The following is a 21,689-nucleotide window of genomic DNA, read 5'->3' as shown; positions in this document are numbered from 1 at the left end:
GCCGCGTTTCGTGGCGCACATCACTGTGCTTAAGCACGACGCCGGGTGGTCACCACTGTGCCTCCCGTTGCGGGGTCCCGTCCGGTTGCATGCGGGGTCCCGAGGGACCCCGCAACGGGTGGGACGGGACCCCGCAACGGGTGGGAGGGGGAGGCGGTCAGGCGAGCGTCTGGCGCTTGCTCGAGATGACCCCGGTGTTGAAGCCCGCGAGGTGCAGGCCGCCGTGGAAGCGGGCATGCTCGATCTTCACGCAGCGGTCCATGACCACCTTCATCCCGGCCGCCTCTGCGTCCGCTGCGACACCCTCGTGCCACGAGCCGAGCTGCAGCCAGATGGTCTTCGCGCCCACGGCCTTGGCCTCGTCGAGGACACCAGGGAGGTCGTCGTGCTTGCGGAAGACCTCGACGAGGTCCGGCGTCTCCGGCAGGTCCGCGAGGGAGGCGTAGACCGGTTGGCCGAGGATCGTCTTCACGACCGGGTTCACGAAGTACACCTTGTACCGCGTCGAGGAGAGCAGGTACGTCGCGACGAAGTAGCTCGCCCGGCTCGGCTTGTCGGAGGCGCCGACGATGGCGATGACCTTGGTCTCGCGCAGGATCTTCAGGCGTTCCGGGGCGGTCGGGCCCACCCAGGTGCGCACTGCCTCTCTCGTTCCGGCGCTCACTTGCTGGCCTCCTTGTGTGCAGTGGAAGCAGAGGCGACGGGCGGGAGCGCGCACGCCTCGCCGTCGTACGTCGGTGCAGCGAACTCCTGCTCCAGGTCCTGGATCTCCTGCGAGGCAGCCAAGGCCTGGTCGAGGTCCCAGATGATGTCCTCGACGTCCTCGAGTCCCACGGAGAGGCGGATGAGGTCGGCCGGGACGCCGGCCGCGACCAGCTGTTCCGCCGAGAGCTGCTGGTGCGTGGTCGAGCCAGGGTGCAGCACGAGTGTGCGCGCATCGCCGATGTTGGCCAGGTGCGAGGCGATCTGCAGCGCCTCGATGAACCGGGCGCCTGCCTCACGGCCGCCCTTCACGCCGAAGCTGAACACCGACCCCACGCCGAGCGGCAGGAGCTCCTTGGCGTACTCGTGCTGCGGGTGGGAGGGCAGGCCCGCGTAGTTCACGTACGTGACCCGCGGGTCGGCCTCGAGCCACTCGGCCACGCGCTTCGCGTTGGCCAGATGCGCGTCCATGCGCTGCGGGAGCGTCTCGACGCCCTGCAGGAGCTGGAACGCGGACTGCGCCGAGAGGGACGGCCCGATGTCGCGCAGCTGCTCGGAACGCAGCTTGGTGAGGAATCCGTACTCGCCGAAGTTGCCCCACCAGGAGACGTTGCCGTAGCTGGGCACGGGCTCGGTCATGGACGGGAACTTGCCGTTGCCCCAGTTGAACGTGCCCGACTCCACGACCACGCCGCCGAGGGTCGTGCCATGGCCGCCGAGGAACTTCGTCGCCGAATGGATCACGATGTCGGCGCCGTGCTCGATCGGCCGCAGGATGTACGGCGGCGTCAGCGTCGAGTCGACGACGAGCGGGATGCCGTGCTCATGGGCGACGGCGGCGAGGCCGGCCAGGTCGGCGATGTCGCCGGACGGGTTGGCCACCACCTCGGTGTAGATCGCCTTGGTGTTCTCACGCAGGGCGGCCTTGAAGTCCGCAGGGTCGATGGTGTCGACGAACGTCGTCTCGACCCCGAAGCGGCGCAGCGTCACGTCGAGCTGGGTGATCGTGCCCCCGTACAGCTTGCTCGACGCCACGATGTGGTCGCCGGCCTGGGTCAGTGCGGCGAACGTGATGAACTCCGCGGCCATGCCCGACGACGTCGCGACCGCCCCGATGCCGCCCTCGAGGGAGGCAATGCGCTCCTCGAACGCCGCCACGGTCGGATTGCCGATGCGGGAGTAGATGTTGCCGTACTTCTGCAGCGCGAAGAGGTTCGCGGCGTCGTCCGAGTCCTTGAAGACGAACGAGGTCGACTGGTAGATCGGGACAGCCCGGGCGCCGTGCTCGGCGTCGGGCGTTCCACCGGCGTGCAGCGCGCGCGTACGGAAGCCGAACTGGCGCTCCGCCATCAGGCGTTCACCTCCGCGAAGCTCGTGACCGGAAGGAGATCTGTGCGCAGCTCGGTGCCGTTCTTGCGGGCGAGGTCCGCCTCGAGCTCGCGCACGATCGGCAGCACGTCGCGGCCGAACGCCTCGACCTCCTCCTGGAAGTGCAGGTAGCCCGTGAGGAACAGGTTCACACCGATCTTCTTGTACTCCACGATCCGCTCGGCGATCTGCTCGGGGGTGCCGATGAGCTTGGTGCGGAAGCCGTCGTTGTACTGGACGAGGTCCTCGAACGTGGAGTCCTCCCACATGCCCTTGCCGTCCTTGGTCGACTGGCCGGCCTCCTTGACGGCGGCGGCGAAGCCCTCGACGGCGGGCCTGTGGGCCTTGGCGATGATCTCGCGGAGGGTGTCCTGGGCCTCCTTCTCCGTCTCGCGGGCGATCACGAAGCCGTTGAGGCCGAACCGCGGCGCCTGCGGGGCCGTGCGGCCGTCCTGGGCGGCGGCCAGGACGCCGCGGATGTTGTCCTTGAACGGCTCCAGGTCGCGGCCGTTCGAGAAGTACCAGTCGGCGGTGCGCCCCGCGGCGGCCTGCGCGGCGGTCGAGTTGCCGCCGAAGAAGATCTCGGGGTGTGCCCGGCCCGGGACGTCCAGCGGCGCCGGGTTCAGCGTGAAGTCGCTGATGTTGTAGTACTTGCCGGACTGCGAGTACCCCTGCTGGGTCCAGAGCCCGCGGAGGGCGTTGATGAACTCCTCGGTGCGCACGTAGCGCTCGTCGTGCTCGAGCCACTCGAGGCCGAAGTTCACGAACTCGTCCTTGAGCCACCCCGAGACGATGTTGACCGCCGCACGGCCCCCGGAGAGGTGGTCCGCCGTGATGATGAACTTCGCGAGGACGCCCGGGTGCCACATGCCGGGGTGCACGGCCGAGATGACCTTGAGCCGCTCCGTGGCCATGAGCAGGGCGAGGCTGAACGAGGTGGCCTCGTGCTGCTTGTCCGCGCCGTAGCTCGCGGCGTAGCGGGTCTGGGTGAGGGCGTACTCGAAGCCCGAGTTCTCCGCGATGCGGGCGAGCTTCTTGTTGTACTCGAACTCCCAGTTGGTGCGCTGCTCGATGGTCGAGACGACGAGGCCGCCCGAGACGTTGGGCACCCAATAGGCGAACTTCAGCGGGGTTTCAAGGTCGATCACGTGGCCGGACATAGTGCTCTCCTTACGCGCGGGCGCGACGTGGGGCCCGGGCCGCAGCGTCGGAGCACTCACCATCGCTTCTGGCTGTAGCACCTGTGGCTTCCGGTCAGGGTCCCGACCGGGCCATGGTTGCTGCGGCGTCACAGATCCAGATCTCTCAGCCGCTCGGGATGGTCCTTCCGATTGTCGCCAAACAGGGCGTAACGATGCAAATTGTTCCGTCACACTCCGACATTCGCCTCGATCGCCGAATATGGTTCGACGCCGCACGCGGGCGACCGATCGCCGTCGTGCTTCGTAACCGGAGGCAACGCAACCGCGGCGACGCCGCCGGGAGGCGTCTAGGTTCGAGACGTGCGCCTCTGCCGCGGCGCACCTGAAGGAGGGGAACCATGGGAAGCACGACGCCGAGCGGCGGCTCGTACACAGAACTCGCCGAACGGTTCGCGCCGGTCTTCGCCCGGATTGCGGAGGGGGCGCTCGAGCGCGAGCTCGGCCGGACCCTGCCCTTCGAGCAGGTCGGCTGGCTCAAGGAGGCAGGATTCGGGCGGATCCGTGTGCCGGCGGAGTACGGGGGCTTCGGCGCATCGGTCGAGACACTCGTGCGGCTGCTCGTCGGCCTCTCCGCCGCGGACTCGTCCGTGGGGCATTTGCTCCGCTCGCACTTCGCCTTCGTGGAGACCATCTCGCTCCAGGACGAGGCGTTCCGGGCGCGGTGGTTCGGCCGTGTGGTGGACGGCGTGATCTTCGGCAACGCCGCGACCGAGCGGTCCGGGAACGCCCTCGGCACCGTCGCGACCCGGCTCGTCCCCGCGGACGGCGGGTGGCTCCTCACAGGCGAGAAGTACTACACGACCGGCACCATCTTCGCCGACTACGTGGCGGTCATGGCCTCCCCGGAAGGCAAGCAGTCCCGGCTGTACGCCATCGCGCCGACCCGCCATGCCGGCGTCGAGATCCGCGACGACTGGGACGGGTTCGGGCAGCAGATGACCGGGACCGGGACTGCGGTGTTCCGCGAGGTTCCCATCCCGGCCGAGGACGCGGTGCCGCGGACCGAGTCCACGACGCACGAGCCCGCGTTCCTGCAGCTCATGCTCCTGTCCGTGCTCGCGGGTATCGGCCAGGCGGTGGTGCGGGATGCGTCGGCGCTCGTGGCGAAGAGGACGCGCACGTTCTCCACCGGGTCAGGGCAGCTGTTCCGGGAGGATCCGCTCATCCTGAACCTCGTCGGCCAGCTCGCGGCGAAGTCGTTCGCGGCGGAGTCCTCAGTGCTCGCCGCGGCGCGGGAACTCGACGCCGCGCTCGCCCTCGGTCCGGACGCCTCCGCCGAGGACCGCTACGCGCGGGGCGCGGTCGCCGTCGACCTCGCCCAGGTTGCCGTGCCGCCGCTCGTGATCGACGCCGCGCAGCAGCTCTTCGACACAGCCGGCGCCTCCGCCGTATCGCGGGGGAAGGCCCTCGACCGGCACTGGCGCAACGCCCGGACGGTGGCGACGCACAATCCGGTCGCGTTCAAGGCGCGAGGCCTGGGGGACTGGTTCGTCAACCGCGTGTCCCCGGTGGCGCTGCACAGCATCGGGGAGGCGACGGCGACGACGGCGTAGCCCGCCCCGCGCTTGCGGGGTCCCTGGCGGGCGGTTGCGGGGTCCCTGGCGGGCGGTTGTGGGGTCCCTGGCGGGCGGTTGCGGGGTCTCTCGCGGGCGGTTGCGGGGTCCCTGGCAGCCCGGGGTCCCTGCAGGGATCATCCCCGCGCCAGCAGCTCCTCGCCCACCCGGCCGCGCTGGTAGAACACTTCGCGGCCGGCCCGCAGGGCCTCGGCCAGGCCGGAATCGGCCAGGACCTTCAGGTGCGAGTTGACCGTCCCCGCGGCGAGGTCGAGCGCGCAGGCGAGCTGCGTCGTCGTCATCGGCACGTCCAGCTGCGCGAGGATCTGCGCGCGGGTGCGGCCGAGCAGCCGTGAGACCGGCGACTCGCGCGTCTCCCGCGTCGTCTCCCACAGCCGGCCGACCCCGCGCGGCGCGTACGTGATCGTGGGCACGAACGGGGCGATGTTCAGCACGAGGGTGTTGGGCCACACGAACGCGTTCGGCACGAGGATCAGCCCGCTGCCGGGCTTCGGCAGGTCCGTCGCTTCGCAGCCGCGGGTGATCTCGAGGCCGGTGGGGGTCGGACGGACGCTCGGGTGGAGGGTCTTGAAGACCTCCTGGATGCCGTAGCGGGAGAGCTCATCGAGGCGGGAGTCGATGTCCGCGAGCAGCACTGAGCGCAGCTTGGGCCAGTAGGGCTCGACGGCGGTGGACCAGTACCAGCGCAGCGCCGCCACGATGCGGGGCACGGCACCGGCGATGTCGGCCCGGAGCTCGTCGAGGGTCGCTCGCACGTAGCCGGTCGGCGCGAGCTTCTCGAGGCAGTCGAGGTCGCGCAGCCACAGCTCGGCGGGGACGTCGCGGACGGCGTCGAGCGCGTCCGCGAACGTGTCCGCGCGGTCTGGGGTGGGGGTGAGCGAATCGGCGATGTAGCCCTTGGGCTGCACGAGCGTGGTGAGGATCCGGAGGTGCTCGCGCCCGAGCGGGTCCTGGTCTGCCGTGATGCGCTGCCGCGCCTCCGCGATCCACGGCCGGTGCAGCGGCGTTCCGGCCTGCAGCGCCCGCAGGCTGGTCACCGTCTCCCACAGCGGCGACGCCTCGAAGTGGACCTTCGTGAGGTCCTCGCTCGTGAGCGTGATGAACATGGACTCAGGGTAGGTTTCAGGGCCGCCGCAGGGCGAGGATTCGGGCAGAACCGAATCGTTTTGACTCCTCGTGGGGCGGCGCAGACTGCTGGGCATGGCAACGAACACCACCCGCACCGACGCCTCTGCTACCCACCCGATCGCCCCCGACCCCCATGCCGTCGAGGCCCGCAGTGCCGGCCGCGCGCCGTCACCTGCCGACGACCGGCTCCTCCACCCCCTCCGCCCGGTTCGGCGCCGTCCCGCGCGTGCACCGCATTCACCCACCGGGGGGCTCGGGGAGCGCACGACGGCGGCCGGGCGGGCGGCGTCGTCGGTTCGCGTCCCGCTGCGCTCAGGTCACGCCCCCGCCGCCCTACGGACGGTGCCGCCGACCGTGGTGCCCGACCATTCGGGCGACCTCCTCGGGCTGCCCGACCTCTCGGGGCTCCGCCGTGCACTGCGCCACGCGTGGGCGTGGATCATCCGCGAGGTACGGGCGGCCGCGGAGATCGATGCCCGGGTTGCCGGGCGGCGGGAGGAGGATTCGGTGGCGATGGCACGGGCCGGGGCGAACCCCCTGCGGCTCGGCTGACATGCCGTCACCCCGCTGCTCTTGCGTGGCCGGCCTGGTCCCTCCGGAGCGCAGACGCGGTGGAAGTTGATGCATCAACTAGTTGTCCTGTAGAGTTGTGGTTGAAACATCAACTACTTCCCTTGTGAGGCATCATGTCCTGGCTCAAGAAGCTCTTCGGCAAGTCCGACTCGTCCGCCGCCCACCGCGCGGAGGTCCCGGCGAAGCCTGAGGCTCCCGCCGCCCCGGCGGCGGCCCCCGCCGAGGCGAGCGCCGCCGTCGTGCGTGAAGGCGCGCCGCGCATTGCCGTGGTGACCGGAAGCACCCGCCCGGGCCGCAACAACCTCCAGGTCGCGGAGTGGCTCGTGGCCCGCGCGAACCAGCGCGGCGATGCGCAGTTCGAGCTCGTGGACATCGACTCGTTCAACCTGCCCCTGCTCGACGAGGCCTACCCGGCCGCGTACGCCAACTACCAGGGCGAGCACACCAAGGCGTGGGCGGCGACGATCGCCGGGTTCGACGGCTTCGTGTTCGTCACCCCCGAGTACAACCACTCGACGACGCCGGCCCTGGCCAACGCGCTGAGCTTCCTTAACGCGGAGTTCGCGAACAAGGCCGCGGGGATCGTGGGCTACGGCTCGGCGATGGGCGCCCGCGCGGTCGAGCACCTGCGCGGCATCCTGTCCGAGCTGCAGGTGGCCCACGTGCAGAAGACCGGCATGTTCTCGCTGTTCGGGGACTTCGAGAACTTCTCGACCTTCAAGCCCACCGACATGCAGGCCGCATCGGTCGACCCGATGCTGGACCAGCTCGTGGCCTGGACCGTCGCCTTCGCGAAGGTCCGTGCGGGCGAGTTCGAGCTCGAGGCCGCCGCGGTCTGAGACCCCGCAGCGGTCCGGCAGGGACCCCGCAACGGTCCGGCAGGGACCCCGCAACGAAAGGGACCTGACCCCTCACGCTGAGGGGTCAGGTCCTTCTCGTTGCGGGGTCCCTGGCGGCTTATTGCGGGGTCCTTGGTCAGCGGTCCGCGAGGACCTTTTCGATCTCCGCGATGCACGGCTCGTTCTGCAGGCTCGTCGTGTCGCCGAGGGCAGTGCCCTCGAACAGCTGTGTGAGCAGGCGGCGCATGATCTTGCCCGAGCGGGTCTTGGGCACGTCCGGGACCACGACGATGTCGCGCGGCTTCGCAATCGGCCCGATCTCCTTCGCGACGTGGGCCCGCAAGGCCTCGTCCAGGGTGCCGGGGAGCGCCGCCACGGCCGCCGGATTCACGACGACGAACGCCGCCACCGCGTGCCCGGTCACCGCATCCGTCACCGGGCAAACGCCCGCCTCGACCACGGCCGGGTGCGACACGAGCGCGGACTCGATCTCGATCGTCGAGAGCCGGTGGCCCGAGACGTTGAGCACGTCGTCGGTGCGGCCGAGGATCCACGTGTCGCCGTCGGCGTCGTACCGCGCGCCGTCGCCGGCGAGGAACCAGCCCCGCTCGGCGTACTTCCGCCAGTACGAGTCGAGGTACCGCTGCGGGTTGCCCCAGACCGTCCGCGCCATCGCGGGGCCGGTCGCGGTGACCACGATGTTCCCCTGCACGCCCGGCGCGACCGGGGCGCCGTCGTCGTCCACGATCGCCGTGGCGAGGCCCGGCAGCGCCCTTGTGGCGCACCCGGGCTTGAACGCCGTGTCCGCCTGGCGCGGCGAGAGCACGGTCGCGCCGGTCTCGGACTGCCACCACGTGTCCACCATCGGCACCTCACCGCGGCCCACGGTCGAGCGAAGCCACCGCCACGCCTCCGGGTTCACGGCCTCGCCGACGGTGCCGCACACGCGGACCGAGGAGAAGTCGTACTCGGCGGGGACGCCGTCCGGGAACCAGCCCATGAGCGAGCGGACGAGCGTGGGTGCAGTGTAGTAGCTCGTGACGCCGTAGCGCTGGATGATCTCGAAGTGCCGCCCCGGATGCGGGGTGTTGGGCGTGCCCTCGAAGATCACCTGCGTGACGCCGTTGGAGAGCGGCCCGTAGATCTCGTACGTGTGCGCCGTGACCCACGCGAGGTCCGCGGTGCACCAGTGCACATCGTTGTCCCGCAGCGCCGGGTCCGGATGGGAAAACAGGTACTCGTGACTCCACGAGGCCTGCGTGAGGTACCCGCCGGTCGTGTGGACCAGGCCCTTCGGCTTCCCCGTCGTGCCCGACGTGTACATGATGAACAGCGGGGTCTCGGCATCGAACGCCTCGGCCTCGTGCACCTCGGGCTGCGTGTCGACGATCTCGTGCCACCACACGTCGCGCCCCGGCGTCCAGGCGATCTCGGAGCCAGTCCGCTTGATCACCAGGACATGCTCGACGGCGTTGTCCCCGGCTGCCGCTCCGCCGCGCGCCGCGGCGTCGGCGTTGGCCTTGACGGGAACGGCCTTGCCGCGGCGGTACTGGCCGTCCGTGGTGACGAGCAGCTTCGCCCCGGTGTCCTCGACCCGGAAGCGCAGCGCCTCGGCCGAGAAGCCTCCGAACACGAGCGAGTGCACGGCCCCGATCCGCGCGCACGCGAGCGTGATGACGATCGTCTCCACGAGCACGGGCAGGTAGATCACCACGCGGTCGCCCCTGCCGATCCCGAGCGCGAGCAGCGCGTTCGCGGCCTGGGACACGCGGCGCTGCAGATCCGCGTACGTGACGGTGACCCGGTCGCCGGGCTCGCCCTCGAAGTGCAGCGCGACCTTGTCCCCGTGTCCCGCGGCGACGTGCCGGTCGGCGCAGTTGACGGCAGCATTGAGGCGCCCGCCCTCGAACCAGCGGATCACCGGCGGCTCGTTCGCCTCGACGTCCGCGGGGATCCACGTGTGCGCCGTGTCCCACTCGCGCTCCCATGTGAGCCGACGGGCGGCGTCCTCCCAGAACGCGAGGCGCTCGGGGTCGGTCTGCAGCGAGCCGGGCTCGGCCGGGACAGAGGCGTCGGTCTGCGCAGCGGCGTGGGCCCGGGCAGGGGCGTCGGTCAGCGAGGTCATGCTCATCTCCATCGGTTCTGGCGGTAGCACCGGTGGCCCGCGGGCGGGCCAGGGTTGCTGCGGCGTCAGGGAGCCAGATCTCTCGGCCGCTCGGGATGGGTTTCTTCAACCTTCACGCAATCCGCGGCTCCGGCGCAAAAGCTGGAGGCCGGTGGCGTAACAAATGCCTGCCGAGGGCGAGGATGAGGGCCGGGATGAGGGCGGCGTAGGCAACTCCCCAGCTTTCAGGGCGGGAGGACCCCGGCGCGATCCGCCAGAGTGCGGAACCATGCGGTTCCCCTCTCCCACGAGACAGCCGGGAGGAGTCAATGCTGGGGAACTCCCGATGCCCTGCCGTTGCCGGCGTCCGGCTCTCCCGCCGGTGCCGCCCCCGCCGCGCCCCCTACGCCCAGCGCCGCACGGCCCACCGCTCGGCGAGGCCCAGCAGGGCGTCCGTGGCCTTACCGATCACCGCCAGCAGCACGATGGCCAGCAGCAGCCGGTCCGTACGCCCGTTGTTCTGCGAGTCCGTCAAGAGGAACCCGAGGCCCATGGAGGAGGCGATGAGCTCAGCCGCCACGAGGAACAGCCACGCCTGGGCCAGGGCGAGCCGCAGACCCGAGAAGATGGCCGGCACCACGGCGGGCAGCTGGATGGTGGTCAGGAGCTTCAGCCCGGTGAGCCCGAACGCCCGCCCGGCCTCGACGAGCTTGCGGTCCACGTGCCGCAGCGCGAGGTACACCGTCGTGAACACGGGAAAGAAAGCGCCGATGGCTATGAGGGTGAGCTTGGAGTTCTCCCCGATCTTGAGCCAGAGGATCAGCAGCGGCACCCATGCGAGCGACGGCACGGCGCGCAGGGCCCCGATCGTGGGGGAGAGGAGCCGGTCGGCCCACTGCGAGAGGCCCACGAGCGACCCGAACGCGAGTCCGAGCGCCCCGCCGATCAGGAACCCGAGGAGCACCCGCTGCGTCGAGATGCCCACGTGCGTCCACAGCTCGCCCCTGCCCGCGAGCTCCACGCCCGCCGCCAGCACGGCGCCGGGCGCCGGCAGCTGCACAGCGCTGAACAGGCCCGCGGACGTGGACCACTGCCACAGTGCCAGCAGCACGAGGGGCACGACGGCGCCGATCGCCCCTCGCTTGACGGCGTTCCCAGCGTCCCCGCCGCGGCGACCACCGCGCGTCCCGCCGCGCACGACGGCGGGTGCCTCCGCGGCGTCGTGCGTCACCTCCCTCTCGGGCTGGGCGGTGCTCATGCCGTGGCCGCCTTGGAGGCGAACGTGGGATCGAGGAGGGAGGAGAGGGCGGCGTCGATCTTGTCCTGCCCGGACACGTCGCCGGAGGCGACGAAGATCGGTCCGACCTTCTTCAGGACGGCCAGCTGCGCGTCGCCGGGAATGGGGTTGATCGCCAGGCGGGTGCGCTCCTTGATGACCTTGCCGGCCACGGCGTCGGAGATGTTCGCGGCCTTAGCGAGCAGGGCGGTGGTCTCCTCGAGGTTGTTCGCCGCCCACCCACGGGCCTTCTCGTACACGTCGACCACCGTCTGCGCCTGCTCGGGGCGCTCCTTGATGAACGACTCTGTCGCGTTGAGGAAGCCGTACGTGTTGAAGTCGATGTTGCGGTAGATGAGGCGCGCGCCATTCTGCTCGGCCGCCGCCATGATGGGATCGAGGCCACTCCAGGCGTCCACCGAGCCGTTCTCGAGGGCCGTTCGGCCATCTGCGTGCTGGAGGTTCTGCACGGTCACGTCGTTCTGCTTGAGGCCGTTCGCCTCGAGAGCCTGGAGGAGGAAGAAGTACGGGTCGGTGCCCTTCGTGGCGGCGATCTGCCTGCCCTTGAGCTCTGCCACCGAGGAGATCTTCGAGTCCTTGCCGACCACGAGGGCCGCCCACTCAGGCTGCGAGTAGAGGCTGATCGTCTTGATGGGGGAGCCGTTGGCACGGGCGAGGAGGGCCGCCGAGCCGGCCGTGGAGCCGACGTCGATGGCGCCGGCGCGCAGCGCCTCGTTGGCCTTGTTCGATCCGGCCGACTGGACCCAAGTGACGGCCACGTTCTTCGGCTTGAGGGCTTCCTCGAGCCAGCCCTTCTCCTTGATGACCACTGAAAGCGGGTTGTAGGTGGCCCAGTCGATGTTCAGGGTGCCGGATTTGCCGCCGCCAGCGGCGGCCGCAGCGGCGGTACCGCCGGCGCCCTCCCCGGCGCAGGCGCTCAGGCTCAGGGCGGCGGCGCCGAGGCCGAGGGCGAGGAAGGAGCGGCGGGATGTGGGCGCGGCGGGCATGGGGGACCTCTTCTACAGGGTGGGACAGTGTGCGGGTGGTACAGGCGCGGGTCGCGAACGCGTCAGCGGCGATGCGGGTCCACGCCGAGCGTGGCCAGGAGCGTGCCGCGCAGCGTCGCGAGCTCGACGTCGGCCCGGTCGCGCGGGCGGTCGCCGGGGACCTCGAGGACGTGCTGGATCGTCGCGCCAGGGATGCTGGGCTCCGAGCCGAGGACCACGATCCGGTCAGCCAGGGCCAAGGCCTCGTCGACGTCATGCGTCACGAGCAGCACGGTGGTCGGCTCGGCCTCATGGACCCGCAGGAGGAGGTCCTGCATCTTGAGGCGGGTGAGGGCATCGAGGGCGCCGAACGGCTCGTCGAGCAGCAGCACGCCGGGACGCCGCGCAAGCGCCCGGGCCAGGGAGGCGCGCTGCGCCATGCCGCCCGAGATCTCTGCGGGGCGGTAGTCCGCGCAGTGCTCGAGGCCTACGAGGGCGAGCAGACGTACGACGGCGGCGCGCCCCTCGCGCTTGTCCGTGCCCTTGGGCAGCCCGAGCGCGACATTGTCGTGCACGCTGAGCCACGGGAGGAGGCGCGGCTCCTGGAATCCGACGGCGCACAGGGGCGAGATGCCCGTGCTCGGGGCCCCGCCCACGAGCAGCTCACCGGCGCTCGGGGAGTCCAGGCCGGCGGCGATGCGCAGGAGCGTGGACTTGCCGGAGCCGCTGGGGCCGAGCAGCGCAAGGATCTCCCCCGGCGCGAGCTCAAGGTGGATGTCACGTAGGACCTGCGTGGCGCCGTCGTGCGTCCCGCGGGCCGTCCCGCTTCGGGCGGCGAACGCCTGCGCAACGCCGCGGAACTCGAGCGCGGCGGCGGTGGGTGCGGAGGAGGCGAGTGCGGGCTCGGCCAGAGCAGAAGACATGTGCAGCTCCATCGGTTCTGGCGGAAGCACCTGTGGACGGTAGTCCATGGTTGCTGCGGCGTCACTGAGCCAGATCTCTCGGCCGCTCGGGATGGTCGCTTCACTGTGCCGCACGGGACCCCTCGGCGCAACACGGGCGCGACGCCCCGCGTAACAAAGGCCAATGTGTCGGAGTGTGTCGGCTCATCGGCCTGAGGCTGGACGGCGCTTCCGCGGCTTCCGTACCGTGGAAGCCAGGATCAAGAGTCCCGGCGTGAAGCTCTGGCTGGCCGGGCGGCAACCCTCTCCCGTAGTGGGGTGCCCCAGATGAGGATCCGGCCGCGGTGGCCATCCGCGGCAAGTACGGCGCCCGTGCCGTGGGCGTCCTGCCACTGCTGGAGGGACTCATGACTGCTACCCCGCTCGACCTCGTGACCGGTGCCGACCTGCGCCGCGCCATGGGGTGCTGGGCCACGGGGATCGCGGTCATCACCACCTCGGATGGCGGCTCCCTCGCAGGCCTCGTGAGCAACTCCTTCACGTCGATCAGCCTCGACCCGCCGCTCGTCTCGTGGGCGGTGGACAAGAAGTCCAGCTCCTACGAGACCTGGGTGACCACCGACAACTACGCCGTGCACATCCTGTCCGAGTCCCACCGGGACCTCGTGGCACGGTTCGCGGCGAAGGGGACGGACAAGTTCGCCGGCCTCGACTGGGAGCCCGGAGTCCTGGGTTCGCCGATCGTGGCCGACGACGCCCCCCGGGTGGAGTGCCGCCTCTGGCAGCGGGTGGACGCGGGGGACCACGTCATCCTGATCGGCGAGGTGGTCAGCATCTCGGGCCAGGACGACTTCCGCCCCCTGACGAACCACGTGTACTGGGCAAAGTAGACCCCACCTGCTGGGGCCCCGGCTCCGATGCACCGGAGGGGGCCCCAGCGGCTGACCCTGTTTCACGGCGGGCACCCCGCCGTAGGCTGGGCCTGTGTCCATTGACGTGTTGGGTCCCCTCCGCACGCGCCTCCGGCTGACCTTCTCCGGCCAGTCCGAGGGCATCCCGGCGTGGGAGACCGCCCTTGAGGAGGGCGACGACGCCGGCTACTTCGCGCCCGACTCCGCGGTCTGGGCGGTCCACAGCTCGATGGCTCCGGTGGCCAGCGGCATCCGGGCCCTCCTGACCCAGGCGCTCCACCCGGGGGTCCTGGCGGGCGTGGTGGACCACTCGAACTACCGCTCGGACCCGCTGGGCCGCCTCGCCGGCACGATCCGTTGGATCTTCACGGTCACCTACGGGGACACGGCGGCGGCGCGGCGCGCCTGCGAGCGGGTACGGCATGTGCATTCCGCGGTGGCGGGAACGTACGTGTCCAGCAGGGGAGAGTTCCTGCCCTATTCCGCCAACGACCCGGCCCTCGCCGAATGGGTGCACATCGCGTTCACGGACGCCTTCCTGCGCGCATACGAGGCGTTCGAGGGTCCCGTACCGGGCGGTGCGGATTCCTACGTGTCCGAGTGGGCGATCGCGGGGGAGCTCATGGGGGTGGCAGATCCGCCCCGGACCGAGGCGGCGCTGCGGGCCCGGATCGAGGAGTACGACGCCGCGGGGCAGCTCAGCGGCGGCCCGCGGGTGGACGAGGTGGTGGCCTTCCTGCGGCACCCGCCGCTCGACCCCCTTCTGCGGCCCGGCTACGCGGTGCTGTTCGGCGCGGTGCTCGAGACCATGCCGCAGCGGCATCTTGACCTGCTCGGGCTCACGCGCCCGCATCTGGGCCCGGTGCCCCTGCCGATGGCCGCCGCGGCGAGGGGGACCTTGGCCGTGATCGGGCGGGCCCTCGGGCCGATCGGACCGAGCGAGGCGGCCGCCCGACGGCGTCTGGCGAGGCTCGGGCTCCTCTGAGCCAGGCGGCTCCTCTGAGCCGGGCGGCCCTGAGGGCGGAGAATGGGCGCATGTGGATCGCATGGATCGAGTTCGACCTGCTGCTGGGGGACGTCCACTCCCTCAAGGAGAAGCGCTCCGTGGTGCGGCCGATCGTCGCCGAGCTGCGGCGCCGGTTCGAGGTCGCGGCGGCCGAGGTCGGCGATCTGGACCTCCACCGCCGGGCCCGCGTGGGTGCCGCGATCGTGGCCGCAGACCGTGCCCACACGGTCGAGGTCATGGAGGCCGTGGAGCGTCTCGTGGCCGCGCGGCCCGAGGTGGAGCTGCTCAGCGTGCGGCGCCGCGAAGCGAGCAGCGAGGACTAACCGGCGAGGACTGACAAGCGAGGACTGACAAGCGAGGCCCGACCCGCGAGGGCACGGGGACTCAGCGCACGAAGAGCATGACGACGTGCAGCGCGCTCAGTGCCACGCCGGCGACCGCCATCGCCGAGATGCGCGCGGCCCGGAACTTGGAGCGCGCAAAGGATCCCCAGGCGCTGACGACCGATCCGACCAGCGGGGGTGCGGCGAGCACCGCGCCGATCCACGGCGCGAATCCGAGCGTGAACGCAAGGAGCCCGAGACCGAGCGAGAGTCCGCCGAGCAGCGTCGCCAGGCGCGAGACGGGCTTGGCCTCGCGCGGCTGCCGGGAGCGGCGCTGGCCGGAGCCCGGGCTCGAGCCGGGAGGGCTGACGGGCGACGCCGCACGCTCGCCATGGCGGACCAACTCGCCATGGCCGGGGCGCGCTTCGCCGCGCTGGCCGGTTGCGGCAGACACGCCGAGGGGCGGGACACCCTCAGGCCAGTAGGCACTCGGGTCCCGGTACGGGTTCCGCCGTGGGGCAGGGCCGGGATTGCTCACCGTTCGATTATCGCCCGGGACCCCTTCCGGCGTCCTCCGGGTTCACCCTGAGCTGACCCTGAAGCGACGGATGCTCAGGAACTGTTCAGGTAAGCGGGCAGAATCTGCCCTATGGCCTTGGACACCGGACGTGAACTGCCCGAAACCGCTCCCGGACGGCGGAGGGGCGCGGGAGCGCACCTCCTGGTGGCCCTGATCGCGCTGGTCCTCGCGCTCGCCGGCCTGTATGCGGTCCGGACGCTGACACTGTTCGTCTCGCCGATGCTGTTCCTCGCGGCGGTGTTCCTCGAAGCGGTGTTCCTCACGGTGCTCGTGTTCGCCGTGGTCCGGGCGCTGACCCTCCCGGGCGAGGTGCTGCGCTCGCTCGGCGCCTCCGCATGGGTAGGTCTCGAAGCGAATGCCTACGTGGTGCGGGCCAGGACGAGCAGCGCATGGCCGATGAGATGGGTGCGGGCGCGGCTCCGGCGTCGCACGCCCACCGGGATATGGCTCACCGCCACCGTGGTGGTTGCCGCGTGGCCGTTCGCGAGCTTCCTCGGAGTGGCCTACGGCGTGGCCACGGGCGGGACCATCGCGCAGATCGACGAGCGCATCGCCAACCTCATGCCCGCGGTGCGCACGCCCGGCGAGACTGCCTTCTTCGCCGCGGCGACCATGCTCGTGAACTGGCAGACGCTCACGCTGCTGACCGTCGCCGCGGCGGGGCTGCTGTGGTGGCAGCGGCGGCGCTTCCTGGCCGCCGTCGTGGTCGGTGCCGTGCTGGGGCAGGCGCTGCTGGAGACACTGGCCAAGCTCGTGTTCGGCAGGCACCGTCCCGACGCCGCGCTCGCGCTCATCCATGAGACCAGCCTCAGCTTCCCGAGCGGACACGCCATCCGGGCCACCGTGGTCTACGGGCTCTTCGCGTACCTGCTTGTGCGGGCGTACCGCTCGGTCACGGCGCGCGCCCTCACGGTCGCGGCCTACCTCGTGGTGGTCCTGCTCGTCGGGATGAGCCGCGTCTACCTCGGCGTGCACTTCGTGGGCGACGTGTGGGGCGGGATGCTGTTCGGTGCCGCCCTGCTTGCCGCGCTCATCGGCTTCCTCGAGATCGCGGCCCGCTTCCCTGTGGTCCGTCACGCGCGGCGAGACCGCGGCGTGGGGCGCGTGTTCGCCGTCGTGCCCGCGGTGGGGATCGTGTTCGCAGTGGCGACGGCACCGTTCCTGATCCAGCCGCACGAGCACCCTGCCCAGCAGGCCACCCAGCCGCTGCCCGCGCTCGACGCCGCGTCGCTGGCCCGGCTGCCCCTGTACAGCGAGACCCTCACGGGCGAGCACATGGAGCCGGCGAACTTCGTCTTCGTCGGCACCCAGGAGCAGCTCGTGGGCGCCTTCGAGGGCCACGGGTGGGACCGCGCCGACCCGTCTACGTTCGCCAACACGCTGCGGGCGTTCGCGGTCGGGTTCCAGGGGGGCCAGTATCCGACTGCCCCCGTGACGCCGGCGTTCATGGCCGGCGAGCCTGAGGCCATCGCGTTCCAGAAGGCGACCGCCTCGAACTCCCTGCGGCAGCGGCACCACACGCGCATCTGGCGCACGGGCTTCACGGCACCCGACGGGCGCCCGGTCTGGGAGGCGACCGCGAGCTTCGACGACGGCATCGAGTTCGCGGGCGCCGCGAAGGTCCCCACCCACCACATCGACCCGAACATCGACGCCGAGCGCGCCTTCATCATCGGCTCCCTCGGCTATCCCGAACAGCTCGTGCCGATCACCCACCCGCAGATGGGTCGCAACGGCAGCGGCGACGAGTTCTTCACGGATGGGAAGGCGCAGCTCGTCGTCCTGCGGTGAGCAGCCCGCGTGACGCGATGTAGTCGGGCAGGGAGATCCCGTAGGCGAGCGCGACCTCGACGGCCAGGCCCTCCGCCGTCACCCCAGTGCGGGAGACCAGGGCGGCGACCTCGGCGGACGGCGACGCGCCGCCGTCGTGCGCCTCCCGGTCGACGAGGTCCCGCAGCCGCCGCACCCGCACGAGCTCGCGCGGGTAGGGGGCAGGCGCGCGCGCCGGTCCCCACGCGGGGTGGCACATCAGCGGATCTCTTGGATCCGGATCTGGTTGCCGGCCGGGTCGCGGAAGGCGCAGTCCTTGAGGCCGTAGGGCTGCAGGGTGGGCTCCTGGATCACTTCGGCCTCGGCGGCCTGGACCCTGTCGAAGACCTCGTCGATGTCCGGCGTGGCCAGCAGGATCCAGCCATAGGTGCCCTTGGCCATCATCTCGGAGATGGTCTGGCGCTCGCTGTCGGTGATGCCGGGGTCGACGGCGGGCGGGGCCAGGAGGATCGAGGTGTCCGGCTGGCCCTTGGGACCGACGGTGATCCACCGCATGGTGCCCTGGCCGACGTCCTGGCGGACCTCGAAGCCGAGCACGTCGCGGTAGAAGGCGAGGGACTCCTCGGGGTCGACGTGGGGAAGTGCGCTGGCGTGAATGGTGAGTTCCATGGCGTCCACGCTACGGACTGCGCGCCGGCCACGCTTCTCGATTCCTGACCGGTCTCGTGACCTGCCTGGCGAGGCACGGCAGCATGCCCTCGGTGACGTACGCTCCCCGGTCCCGGTACACGCTGGGCGGCACCCCCACGAGCTCCGCGAAGCGGGTGCTGAACGTGCCCAGCGACGAGAAGCCCACCTCGAAGCAGACCTCCGTGACGCTCAGCTCGCCGACCCGCAGCAGCGCCATGGCGCGCTCGATCCGCCGCGTCATGAGGTACTGGTAGACGGACTCGCCGTACGCCGCCCGGAACTGCCTGCTCAGGTGGCCCGCGGACATGTGCACGCCCAGGGCGAGGGCCTCGACATTGAGGGGCTGCGCGTACTCGCGGTCGATCCTGTCCCGGACCCTGCGCAGCAGGGCAAGGTCGCGCAGTCGCGGGTCGTGGAAGGATCCCGTGGTCATGTCCCTGATCGTGGCAGGAGGGGGCCATGCTGTCGAGTGACTTTCGTGTGACCCTCTTGTCATATCCTGTGACGTAGGACATAGTTGGCCGCGTCACCGCACTCTGGGAGGTCTCCATGCAGCTCCGCCTTGCCCCGCTCCGACCTGCCGGCCGCCGGCACCGTGCCGGGGCCGCCGCGGCCGCCGTCGTGCTCGTGGCCGGCCTCCTCGCGGGAGGCACGGCGACAGCGCTCGCCGCCCCGCCGCCGTCGCCCCCGGACCCCGCGAGCGGGGCGACCCACTCCTACCGCACCGCCGCAGGCAAGGAGAACTACTACTTCGTCATGACGGACAGGTTCGCGAACGGCAGCGCGGCGAACGACCAGGGCGGGCTCGGCTCCGACCCGATGGTCTCCGGCTTCGACCCGACCAACAAGGGCTTCTACCACGGCGGCGACCTCAAGGGCCTCACCGGCAAGCTCGACTACATCCAGGGGCTCGGCACGACGGCGATCTGGCTCACCCCGAGCTTCAAGAACAAGGCCGTCCAGCTGGAGGACCACAGCGCCGGCTACCACGGCTACTGGATCACGGACTTCACCCAGATCGACCCGCACCTCGGCACGAACGCCGAGCTCGGGGACCTCATCACCCAGGCGCACGCGCGCGGCATGAAGGTCTACTTCGACATCATCACCAACCACACCGCGGACGTCATCAAGTACACCGAGGGCGACCGGATGCCCTACGTGAGCAAGACCGTCTCGCCCTACAAGGACGCCGCGGGCACTGCGTTCGACGACGCGGCTGTCGCCGACCAGCCGAGCTTCCCCGCCATGGACCCGGCGACCTCGTTCCCCTACCACCCGTACGTCTCGGCCGGGGACGAGAACCTCAAGGTTCCCGCCTGGCTCAACGACCTGAGCCTGTACCACAACCGCGGCGACTCGACGTTCGCGGGGGAGAGTGCCGGCTACGGTGACTTCTCGGGCCTCGACGACCTGTTCACCGAGAACCCCAAGGTCCTCAACGGGTTCATCGACGTGTATGAGAAGTGGATCGGCGACTTCGGGATCGACGGCTTCCGGATCGACACGATGAAGCACGTCAACGACCAGTTCTGGCAGAAGTTCTCGCCAGCGATCCTGCAGTACGCGCACTCGGTCGGGAAGAAGGACTTCTTCATGTTCGGCGAGGTCTACGACACGTCGCGCGACTTCACCTCGAAGTTCACGACGTCGGACGGCGTCCAGGCCGTCCTCGACTTCCCCTTCCAGCAGGCGGCGCGCTCCTACGCCTCGGCGTCCTCGCCGGCGACCACACTGCAGAAGCTCTTCCAGGGCGACGACTGGTACACGACCGCGAACTCCAACGTGTACCAGCTGCCAACGTTCCTCGGGAACCACGACATGGGCCGGATCGGCTCTTTTATCAACACTGACAACCCGGGGGCCAGCGACGCCGAAAAGGTGGCCCGCGACCGCCTCGCGACCGAGCTCATGTACTTCTCGCGCGGCAACCCGATCGTCTACTACGGCGACGAGCAGGGCTTCACCGGCACGGGCGGCGACCAGCTCGCGCGGCAGGACATGTTCGCGTCCAAGACACCGGAGTACCTCGCGGACCCGCTGCTGGGCACGACGGCGACCCATGCCCAGGACAACTACGTCACCACGCATCCGCTCTACACCTCGATCGCTGACCTCGCGAAGGTGGTCAAGGACAACCCGGCGCTCCGCTCGGGCGCCCACCAGGACCGGTATGCCGAGTCCACCGCCGGGGTCTACGCGTTCTCGCGGATCGATGCGACGGCCCAGCGCGAGTATGTCGTGGCCCTGAACAACACCGACGCCGCCCGCACGGCGGCCGTGCCGACGTACATCGCGCAGCGGCCGTTCGCGAAGGTCTTCGGCGACGCCACGGTGGCCGATCGGCTCAAGACCCGCGCCGACAAGAACCTGGCCGTCACCGTTCCGGCCTTCTCGGCTGTCGTGTACGAGTCGGCGGGGCGCATCCCGGACTCGGCGGCCGCCCCGGTGCCCGCCATCGGAACGCCCACCGCAACGGGCGGGGACAACACGCGCGTCAACGTGACGGCGGACCTTCCGCACGACTCGTTCTACGAGGTCACCTTCCAGGCCCGCGTTCCCGGCGCGGCCGGGCCCGAGGGCCAGTGGCAGAACATCGGCACCGACGACACCTACCCGTACCAGGTGTTCCACGCGACGAAGGGCATGACGCCGGGAACCCCACTCGAATACCGGGCCGTCTCCCTCGACAACGCGGGCCACACGGCCACCTCGGCGACCGTCTCCGGCGTCGTGCCTAACCCGGTGGACCCGGATGCCCCCAAGGGCCCGGCGCCGCAGCCGCTCTCGGTGACGATCGCCGGCGACTACCAGCACCTCGCGGGCTGCGGCGGCGACTGGGACCCCGCGTGCCAGGCGACGATGGCGCAGTACGACCCCATCGCCTCCGAATGGCGGCTCACCCTGGACCTGCCCGCCGGGACCTACCAGTTCAAGGCGGCGCTCAACGGCTCCTGGAAGGAGAACTACGGCCAGGGCGGCGCCCCTGACGGCGGGAACATCTCGCTGAACCACCCGGGCGGGAAGCTCACATTCACCTACCGGCAGGACACGCACCTGACCACCGTCTCCGAGCACGCCGCCCAGCCGTCCGCGGTCTCGGTCCCGGGAACGCTCAACACCGCGATGGGGTGTGCCGGCAATTGGGATCCTGCCTGCCCCCAGGCCCAGCTGACGTTCGACGCCGCGCAAGGAGTCTGGCGCGGGACCTACACCCTCCCGCAGGGCAGCTACTCGTACAAGGCCGCGCTCAACACGTCCTGGGACGTGAACTACGGGGTCGGCGGGGCCGTGAACGGGCCGAACATCGGGCTCGACCACCCGGGCGGGACGGTCGTGTTCAGCTACAACGACTCGACGCACCTCGTCACGGCCGGCTGGCCCGTGACGCAGCCGTCGTCCGTCAACTTCCCGGGGACGTACCAGCATCTCGCCGGCTGCGTGGGCGACTGGGATCCGGCCTGTCCCGCGACGTCCGCCGCGTGGGACGAGCGGTCGCAGGGCTGGATCCTGCGGCTCGCCTCGCTTCCCGCTGGCTCCTACTCGTTCAAGGTGGCCCTCAACGGGTCCTGGGACGTCAACTACGGCACGAACGGTGCGCAGAGCGGGCCGAATATCGGGTTCGACCACGCGGGCGGCCCGATTGCCTTCCGGTACGACCACACGACCCACCTCGTCACCATCGTCTCGGGCTGAGCCCGCGCCGCCACCTACTCGTTGAGGGGTCACTTCCCTGCGGTGTGGGGTCGGGGATG

General features: G+C 70.6%; 20 protein-coding genes and 4 riboswitches. Of the genes, 8 read left to right on the top strand and 12 right to left on the bottom strand.

The annotated features are described in order from the left end of the window. Positions 1-157 precede the first annotated feature (157 nt). From IE231_RS03460 to sfnG, 3 genes are read right to left on the bottom strand one after another with little or no spacing between them, the layout of a single operon-like run. Positions 158-664, bottom strand: coding sequence for a CoA-binding protein (locus IE231_RS03460; RefSeq protein ID WP_229866466.1), 507 nt, complete (start codon positions 662-664; stop codon positions 158-160). Next, the gene (locus IE231_RS03455) at positions 661-2,052 is read right to left on the bottom strand and encodes an O-acetylhomoserine aminocarboxypropyltransferase/cysteine synthase family protein (protein WP_189692548.1); all 1,392 of its coding nucleotides are present in this window, start codon (positions 2,050-2,052) and stop codon (positions 661-663) included. The genes IE231_RS03460 and IE231_RS03455 overlap by 4 nt, the downstream gene beginning before the upstream one ends. After that, the gene (sfnG, locus tag IE231_RS03450; protein ID WP_189692547.1) at positions 2,052-3,230 is read right to left on the bottom strand and encodes a dimethylsulfone monooxygenase SfnG; all 1,179 of its coding nucleotides are present in this window, start codon (positions 3,228-3,230) and stop codon (positions 2,052-2,054) included. The genes IE231_RS03455 and sfnG overlap by 1 nt, the downstream gene beginning before the upstream one ends. A gap of 56 nt (positions 3,231-3,286) precedes the next feature. Beyond that, positions 3,287-3,395, bottom strand: a riboswitch (SAM riboswitch). A 215-nt stretch (positions 3,396-3,610) separates the two neighbouring features. Here sfnG and IE231_RS03445 point away from each other — a divergent pair. Continuing rightward, positions 3,611-4,825 (top strand): acyl-CoA dehydrogenase family protein, encoded by a 1,215-nt coding sequence (locus tag IE231_RS03445; protein ID WP_189692546.1) that lies wholly within the window; start codon positions 3,611-3,613, stop codon positions 4,823-4,825. 137 nt (positions 4,826-4,962) lie between these two features. Here the strand turns inward: IE231_RS03445 and IE231_RS03440 are convergent, their stop codons facing one another. After that, positions 4,963-5,952: a winged helix-turn-helix domain-containing protein gene (locus IE231_RS03440; protein WP_189692545.1), complete on the bottom strand. Its 990-nt coding sequence runs from the start codon at positions 5,950-5,952 to the stop codon at positions 4,963-4,965. Between the two features lie 94 nt (positions 5,953-6,046). Between IE231_RS03440 and IE231_RS03435 the strand changes: the two genes are divergently transcribed. Continuing rightward, positions 6,047-6,526: a hypothetical protein gene (locus IE231_RS03435; RefSeq protein ID WP_189692544.1), complete on the top strand. Its 480-nt coding sequence runs from the start codon at positions 6,047-6,049 to the stop codon at positions 6,524-6,526. A 131-nt stretch (positions 6,527-6,657) separates the two neighbouring features. Next, entirely contained in the window at positions 6,658-7,386 is a 729-nt protein-coding gene (locus IE231_RS03430) for an NADPH-dependent FMN reductase (RefSeq protein ID WP_229866483.1), read from the top strand. 136 nt (positions 7,387-7,522) lie between these two features. Here IE231_RS03430 and acs read toward each other — a convergent pair whose 3' ends face one another. From acs to IE231_RS03410, 4 genes are all read right to left on the bottom strand, one after another. Then, entirely contained in the window at positions 7,523-9,511 is a 1,989-nt protein-coding gene (gene acs / locus IE231_RS03425) for an acetate--CoA ligase (protein ID WP_306341554.1), read from the bottom strand. A 5-nt stretch (positions 9,512-9,516) separates the two neighbouring features. Beyond that, positions 9,517-9,613: riboswitch (SAM riboswitch) on the bottom strand. A 280-nt stretch (positions 9,614-9,893) separates the two neighbouring features. Beyond that, entirely contained in the window at positions 9,894-10,748 is an 855-nt protein-coding gene (locus IE231_RS03420; protein WP_189692541.1) for an ABC transporter permease, read from the bottom strand. Continuing rightward, the gene (locus IE231_RS03415) at positions 10,745-11,773 is read right to left on the bottom strand and encodes an aliphatic sulfonate ABC transporter substrate-binding protein (RefSeq protein WP_189692540.1); all 1,029 of its coding nucleotides are present in this window, start codon (positions 11,771-11,773) and stop codon (positions 10,745-10,747) included. The genes IE231_RS03420 and IE231_RS03415 overlap by 4 nt, the downstream gene beginning before the upstream one ends. A 62-nt stretch (positions 11,774-11,835) precedes the next feature. Next, positions 11,836-12,675, bottom strand: coding sequence for an ABC transporter ATP-binding protein (locus IE231_RS03410; RefSeq protein WP_189692539.1), 840 nt, complete (start codon positions 12,673-12,675; stop codon positions 11,836-11,838). Positions 12,676-12,680: 5 nt separating this feature from the next. Next, positions 12,681-12,773, bottom strand: a riboswitch (SAM riboswitch). A 139-nt stretch (positions 12,774-12,912) separates the two neighbouring features. Further along, positions 12,913-13,024, top strand: a riboswitch (SAM riboswitch). Between IE231_RS03410 and IE231_RS03405 the strand changes: the two genes are divergently transcribed. From IE231_RS03405 to IE231_RS03395, 3 genes are all read left to right on the top strand, one after another. Next, positions 12,999-13,544 (top strand): flavin reductase family protein, encoded by a 546-nt coding sequence (locus IE231_RS03405; RefSeq protein ID WP_189692538.1) that lies wholly within the window; start codon positions 12,999-13,001, stop codon positions 13,542-13,544. Its footprint overlaps the riboswitch before it by 26 nt. A 94-nt stretch (positions 13,545-13,638) precedes the next feature. After that, positions 13,639-14,550, top strand: coding sequence for an oxygenase MpaB family protein (locus IE231_RS03400; RefSeq protein WP_306341553.1), 912 nt, complete (start codon positions 13,639-13,641; stop codon positions 14,548-14,550). A gap of 50 nt (positions 14,551-14,600) precedes the next feature. Beyond that, the gene (locus tag IE231_RS03395; RefSeq protein WP_189692537.1) at positions 14,601-14,894 is read left to right on the top strand and encodes a DUF503 domain-containing protein; all 294 of its coding nucleotides are present in this window, start codon (positions 14,601-14,603) and stop codon (positions 14,892-14,894) included. A 61-nt stretch (positions 14,895-14,955) separates the two neighbouring features. Here the strand turns inward: IE231_RS03395 and IE231_RS03390 are convergent, their stop codons facing one another. Beyond that, positions 14,956-15,432: a hypothetical protein gene (locus IE231_RS03390; protein ID WP_189692536.1), complete on the bottom strand. Its 477-nt coding sequence runs from the start codon at positions 15,430-15,432 to the stop codon at positions 14,956-14,958. 111 nt (positions 15,433-15,543) lie between these two features. Here IE231_RS03390 and IE231_RS03385 point away from each other — a divergent pair, with 111 nt between their 5' ends. Further along, positions 15,544-17,265 (top strand): LssY C-terminal domain-containing protein, encoded by a 1,722-nt coding sequence (locus tag IE231_RS03385; RefSeq protein WP_189692535.1) that lies wholly within the window; start codon positions 15,544-15,546, stop codon positions 17,263-17,265. On the opposite strand, the gene IE231_RS03380 is transcribed toward IE231_RS03385, so the two are convergent. From IE231_RS03380 to IE231_RS03370, 3 genes are read right to left on the bottom strand one after another with little or no spacing between them, the layout of a single operon-like run. Beyond that, on the bottom strand, positions 17,228-17,503 hold the full coding sequence (locus IE231_RS03380) for a hypothetical protein (protein WP_189692534.1): 276 nt from the start codon (positions 17,501-17,503) through the stop codon (positions 17,228-17,230). The genes IE231_RS03385 and IE231_RS03380 overlap by 38 nt on opposite strands. Next, entirely contained in the window at positions 17,503-17,913 is a 411-nt protein-coding gene (locus IE231_RS03375; RefSeq protein WP_189692533.1) for a VOC family protein, read from the bottom strand. Before IE231_RS03375 ends, IE231_RS03380 begins: the two co-directional genes overlap by 1 nt. 10 nt (positions 17,914-17,923) lie before the next feature. Next, positions 17,924-18,367, bottom strand: a complete 444-nt coding sequence (locus IE231_RS03370) for a helix-turn-helix transcriptional regulator (RefSeq protein WP_189692532.1) — start codon at positions 18,365-18,367, stop codon at positions 17,924-17,926. A gap of 116 nt (positions 18,368-18,483) precedes the next feature. Here IE231_RS03370 and IE231_RS03365 point away from each other — a divergent pair, with 116 nt between their 5' ends. Beyond that, positions 18,484-21,630, top strand: a complete 3,147-nt coding sequence (locus IE231_RS03365) for a pullulanase X25 domain-containing protein (protein WP_189692531.1) — start codon at positions 18,484-18,486, stop codon at positions 21,628-21,630. Positions 21,631-21,689: the final 59 nt, after the last annotated feature.

The sequence above is a fragment of the Sinomonas cellulolyticus genome, assembly GCF_014656475.1.
Classification (GTDB): domain Bacteria; phylum Actinomycetota; class Actinomycetes; order Actinomycetales; family Micrococcaceae; genus Sinomonas; species Sinomonas cellulolyticus.
This window is presented reverse-complemented; position numbering and strand designations above follow the sequence as displayed.

Bases quoted from the DNA above. Each gene is read 5' to 3' on its own strand.
- IE231_RS03455 (WP_189692548.1), bottom strand. From the start codon at position 2,052: ATGGCGGAGCGCCAGTTCGGCTTCCGTACGCGCGCGCTGCACGCCGGT.
- sfnG (WP_189692547.1), bottom strand. From the start codon at position 3,230: ATGTCCGGCCACGTGATCGACCTTGAAACCCCGCTGAAGTTCGCCTAT.
- IE231_RS03445 (WP_189692546.1), top strand. From the start codon at position 3,611: ATGGGAAGCACGACGCCGAGCGGCGGCTCGTACACAGAACTCGCCGAA.
- IE231_RS03440 (WP_189692545.1), bottom strand. From the start codon at position 5,952: ATGTTCATCACGCTCACGAGCGAGGACCTCACGAAGGTCCACTTCGAG.
- IE231_RS03435 (WP_189692544.1), top strand. From the start codon at position 6,047: ATGGCAACGAACACCACCCGCACCGACGCCTCTGCTACCCACCCGATC.
- acs (WP_306341554.1), bottom strand. From the start codon at position 9,511: ATGACCTCGCTGACCGACGCCCCTGCCCGGGCCCACGCCGCTGCGCAG.
- IE231_RS03420 (WP_189692541.1), bottom strand. From the start codon at position 10,748: ATGAGCACCGCCCAGCCCGAGAGGGAGGTGACGCACGACGCCGCGGAG.
- IE231_RS03415 (WP_189692540.1), bottom strand. From the start codon at position 11,773: ATGCCCGCCGCGCCCACATCCCGCCGCTCCTTCCTCGCCCTCGGCCTC.
- IE231_RS03410 (WP_189692539.1), bottom strand. From the start codon at position 12,675: ATGTCTTCTGCTCTGGCCGAGCCCGCACTCGCCTCCTCCGCACCCACC.
- IE231_RS03395 (WP_189692537.1), top strand. From the start codon at position 14,601: ATGTGGATCGCATGGATCGAGTTCGACCTGCTGCTGGGGGACGTCCAC.
- IE231_RS03385 (WP_189692535.1), top strand. From the start codon at position 15,544: ATGGCCTTGGACACCGGACGTGAACTGCCCGAAACCGCTCCCGGACGG.
- IE231_RS03380 (WP_189692534.1), bottom strand. From the start codon at position 17,503: ATGTGCCACCCCGCGTGGGGACCGGCGCGCGCGCCTGCCCCCTACCCG.
- IE231_RS03375 (WP_189692533.1), bottom strand. From the start codon at position 17,913: ATGGAACTCACCATTCACGCCAGCGCACTTCCCCACGTCGACCCCGAG.
- IE231_RS03370 (WP_189692532.1), bottom strand. From the start codon at position 18,367: ATGACCACGGGATCCTTCCACGACCCGCGACTGCGCGACCTTGCCCTG.
- IE231_RS03365 (WP_189692531.1), top strand. From the start codon at position 18,484: ATGCAGCTCCGCCTTGCCCCGCTCCGACCTGCCGGCCGCCGGCACCGT.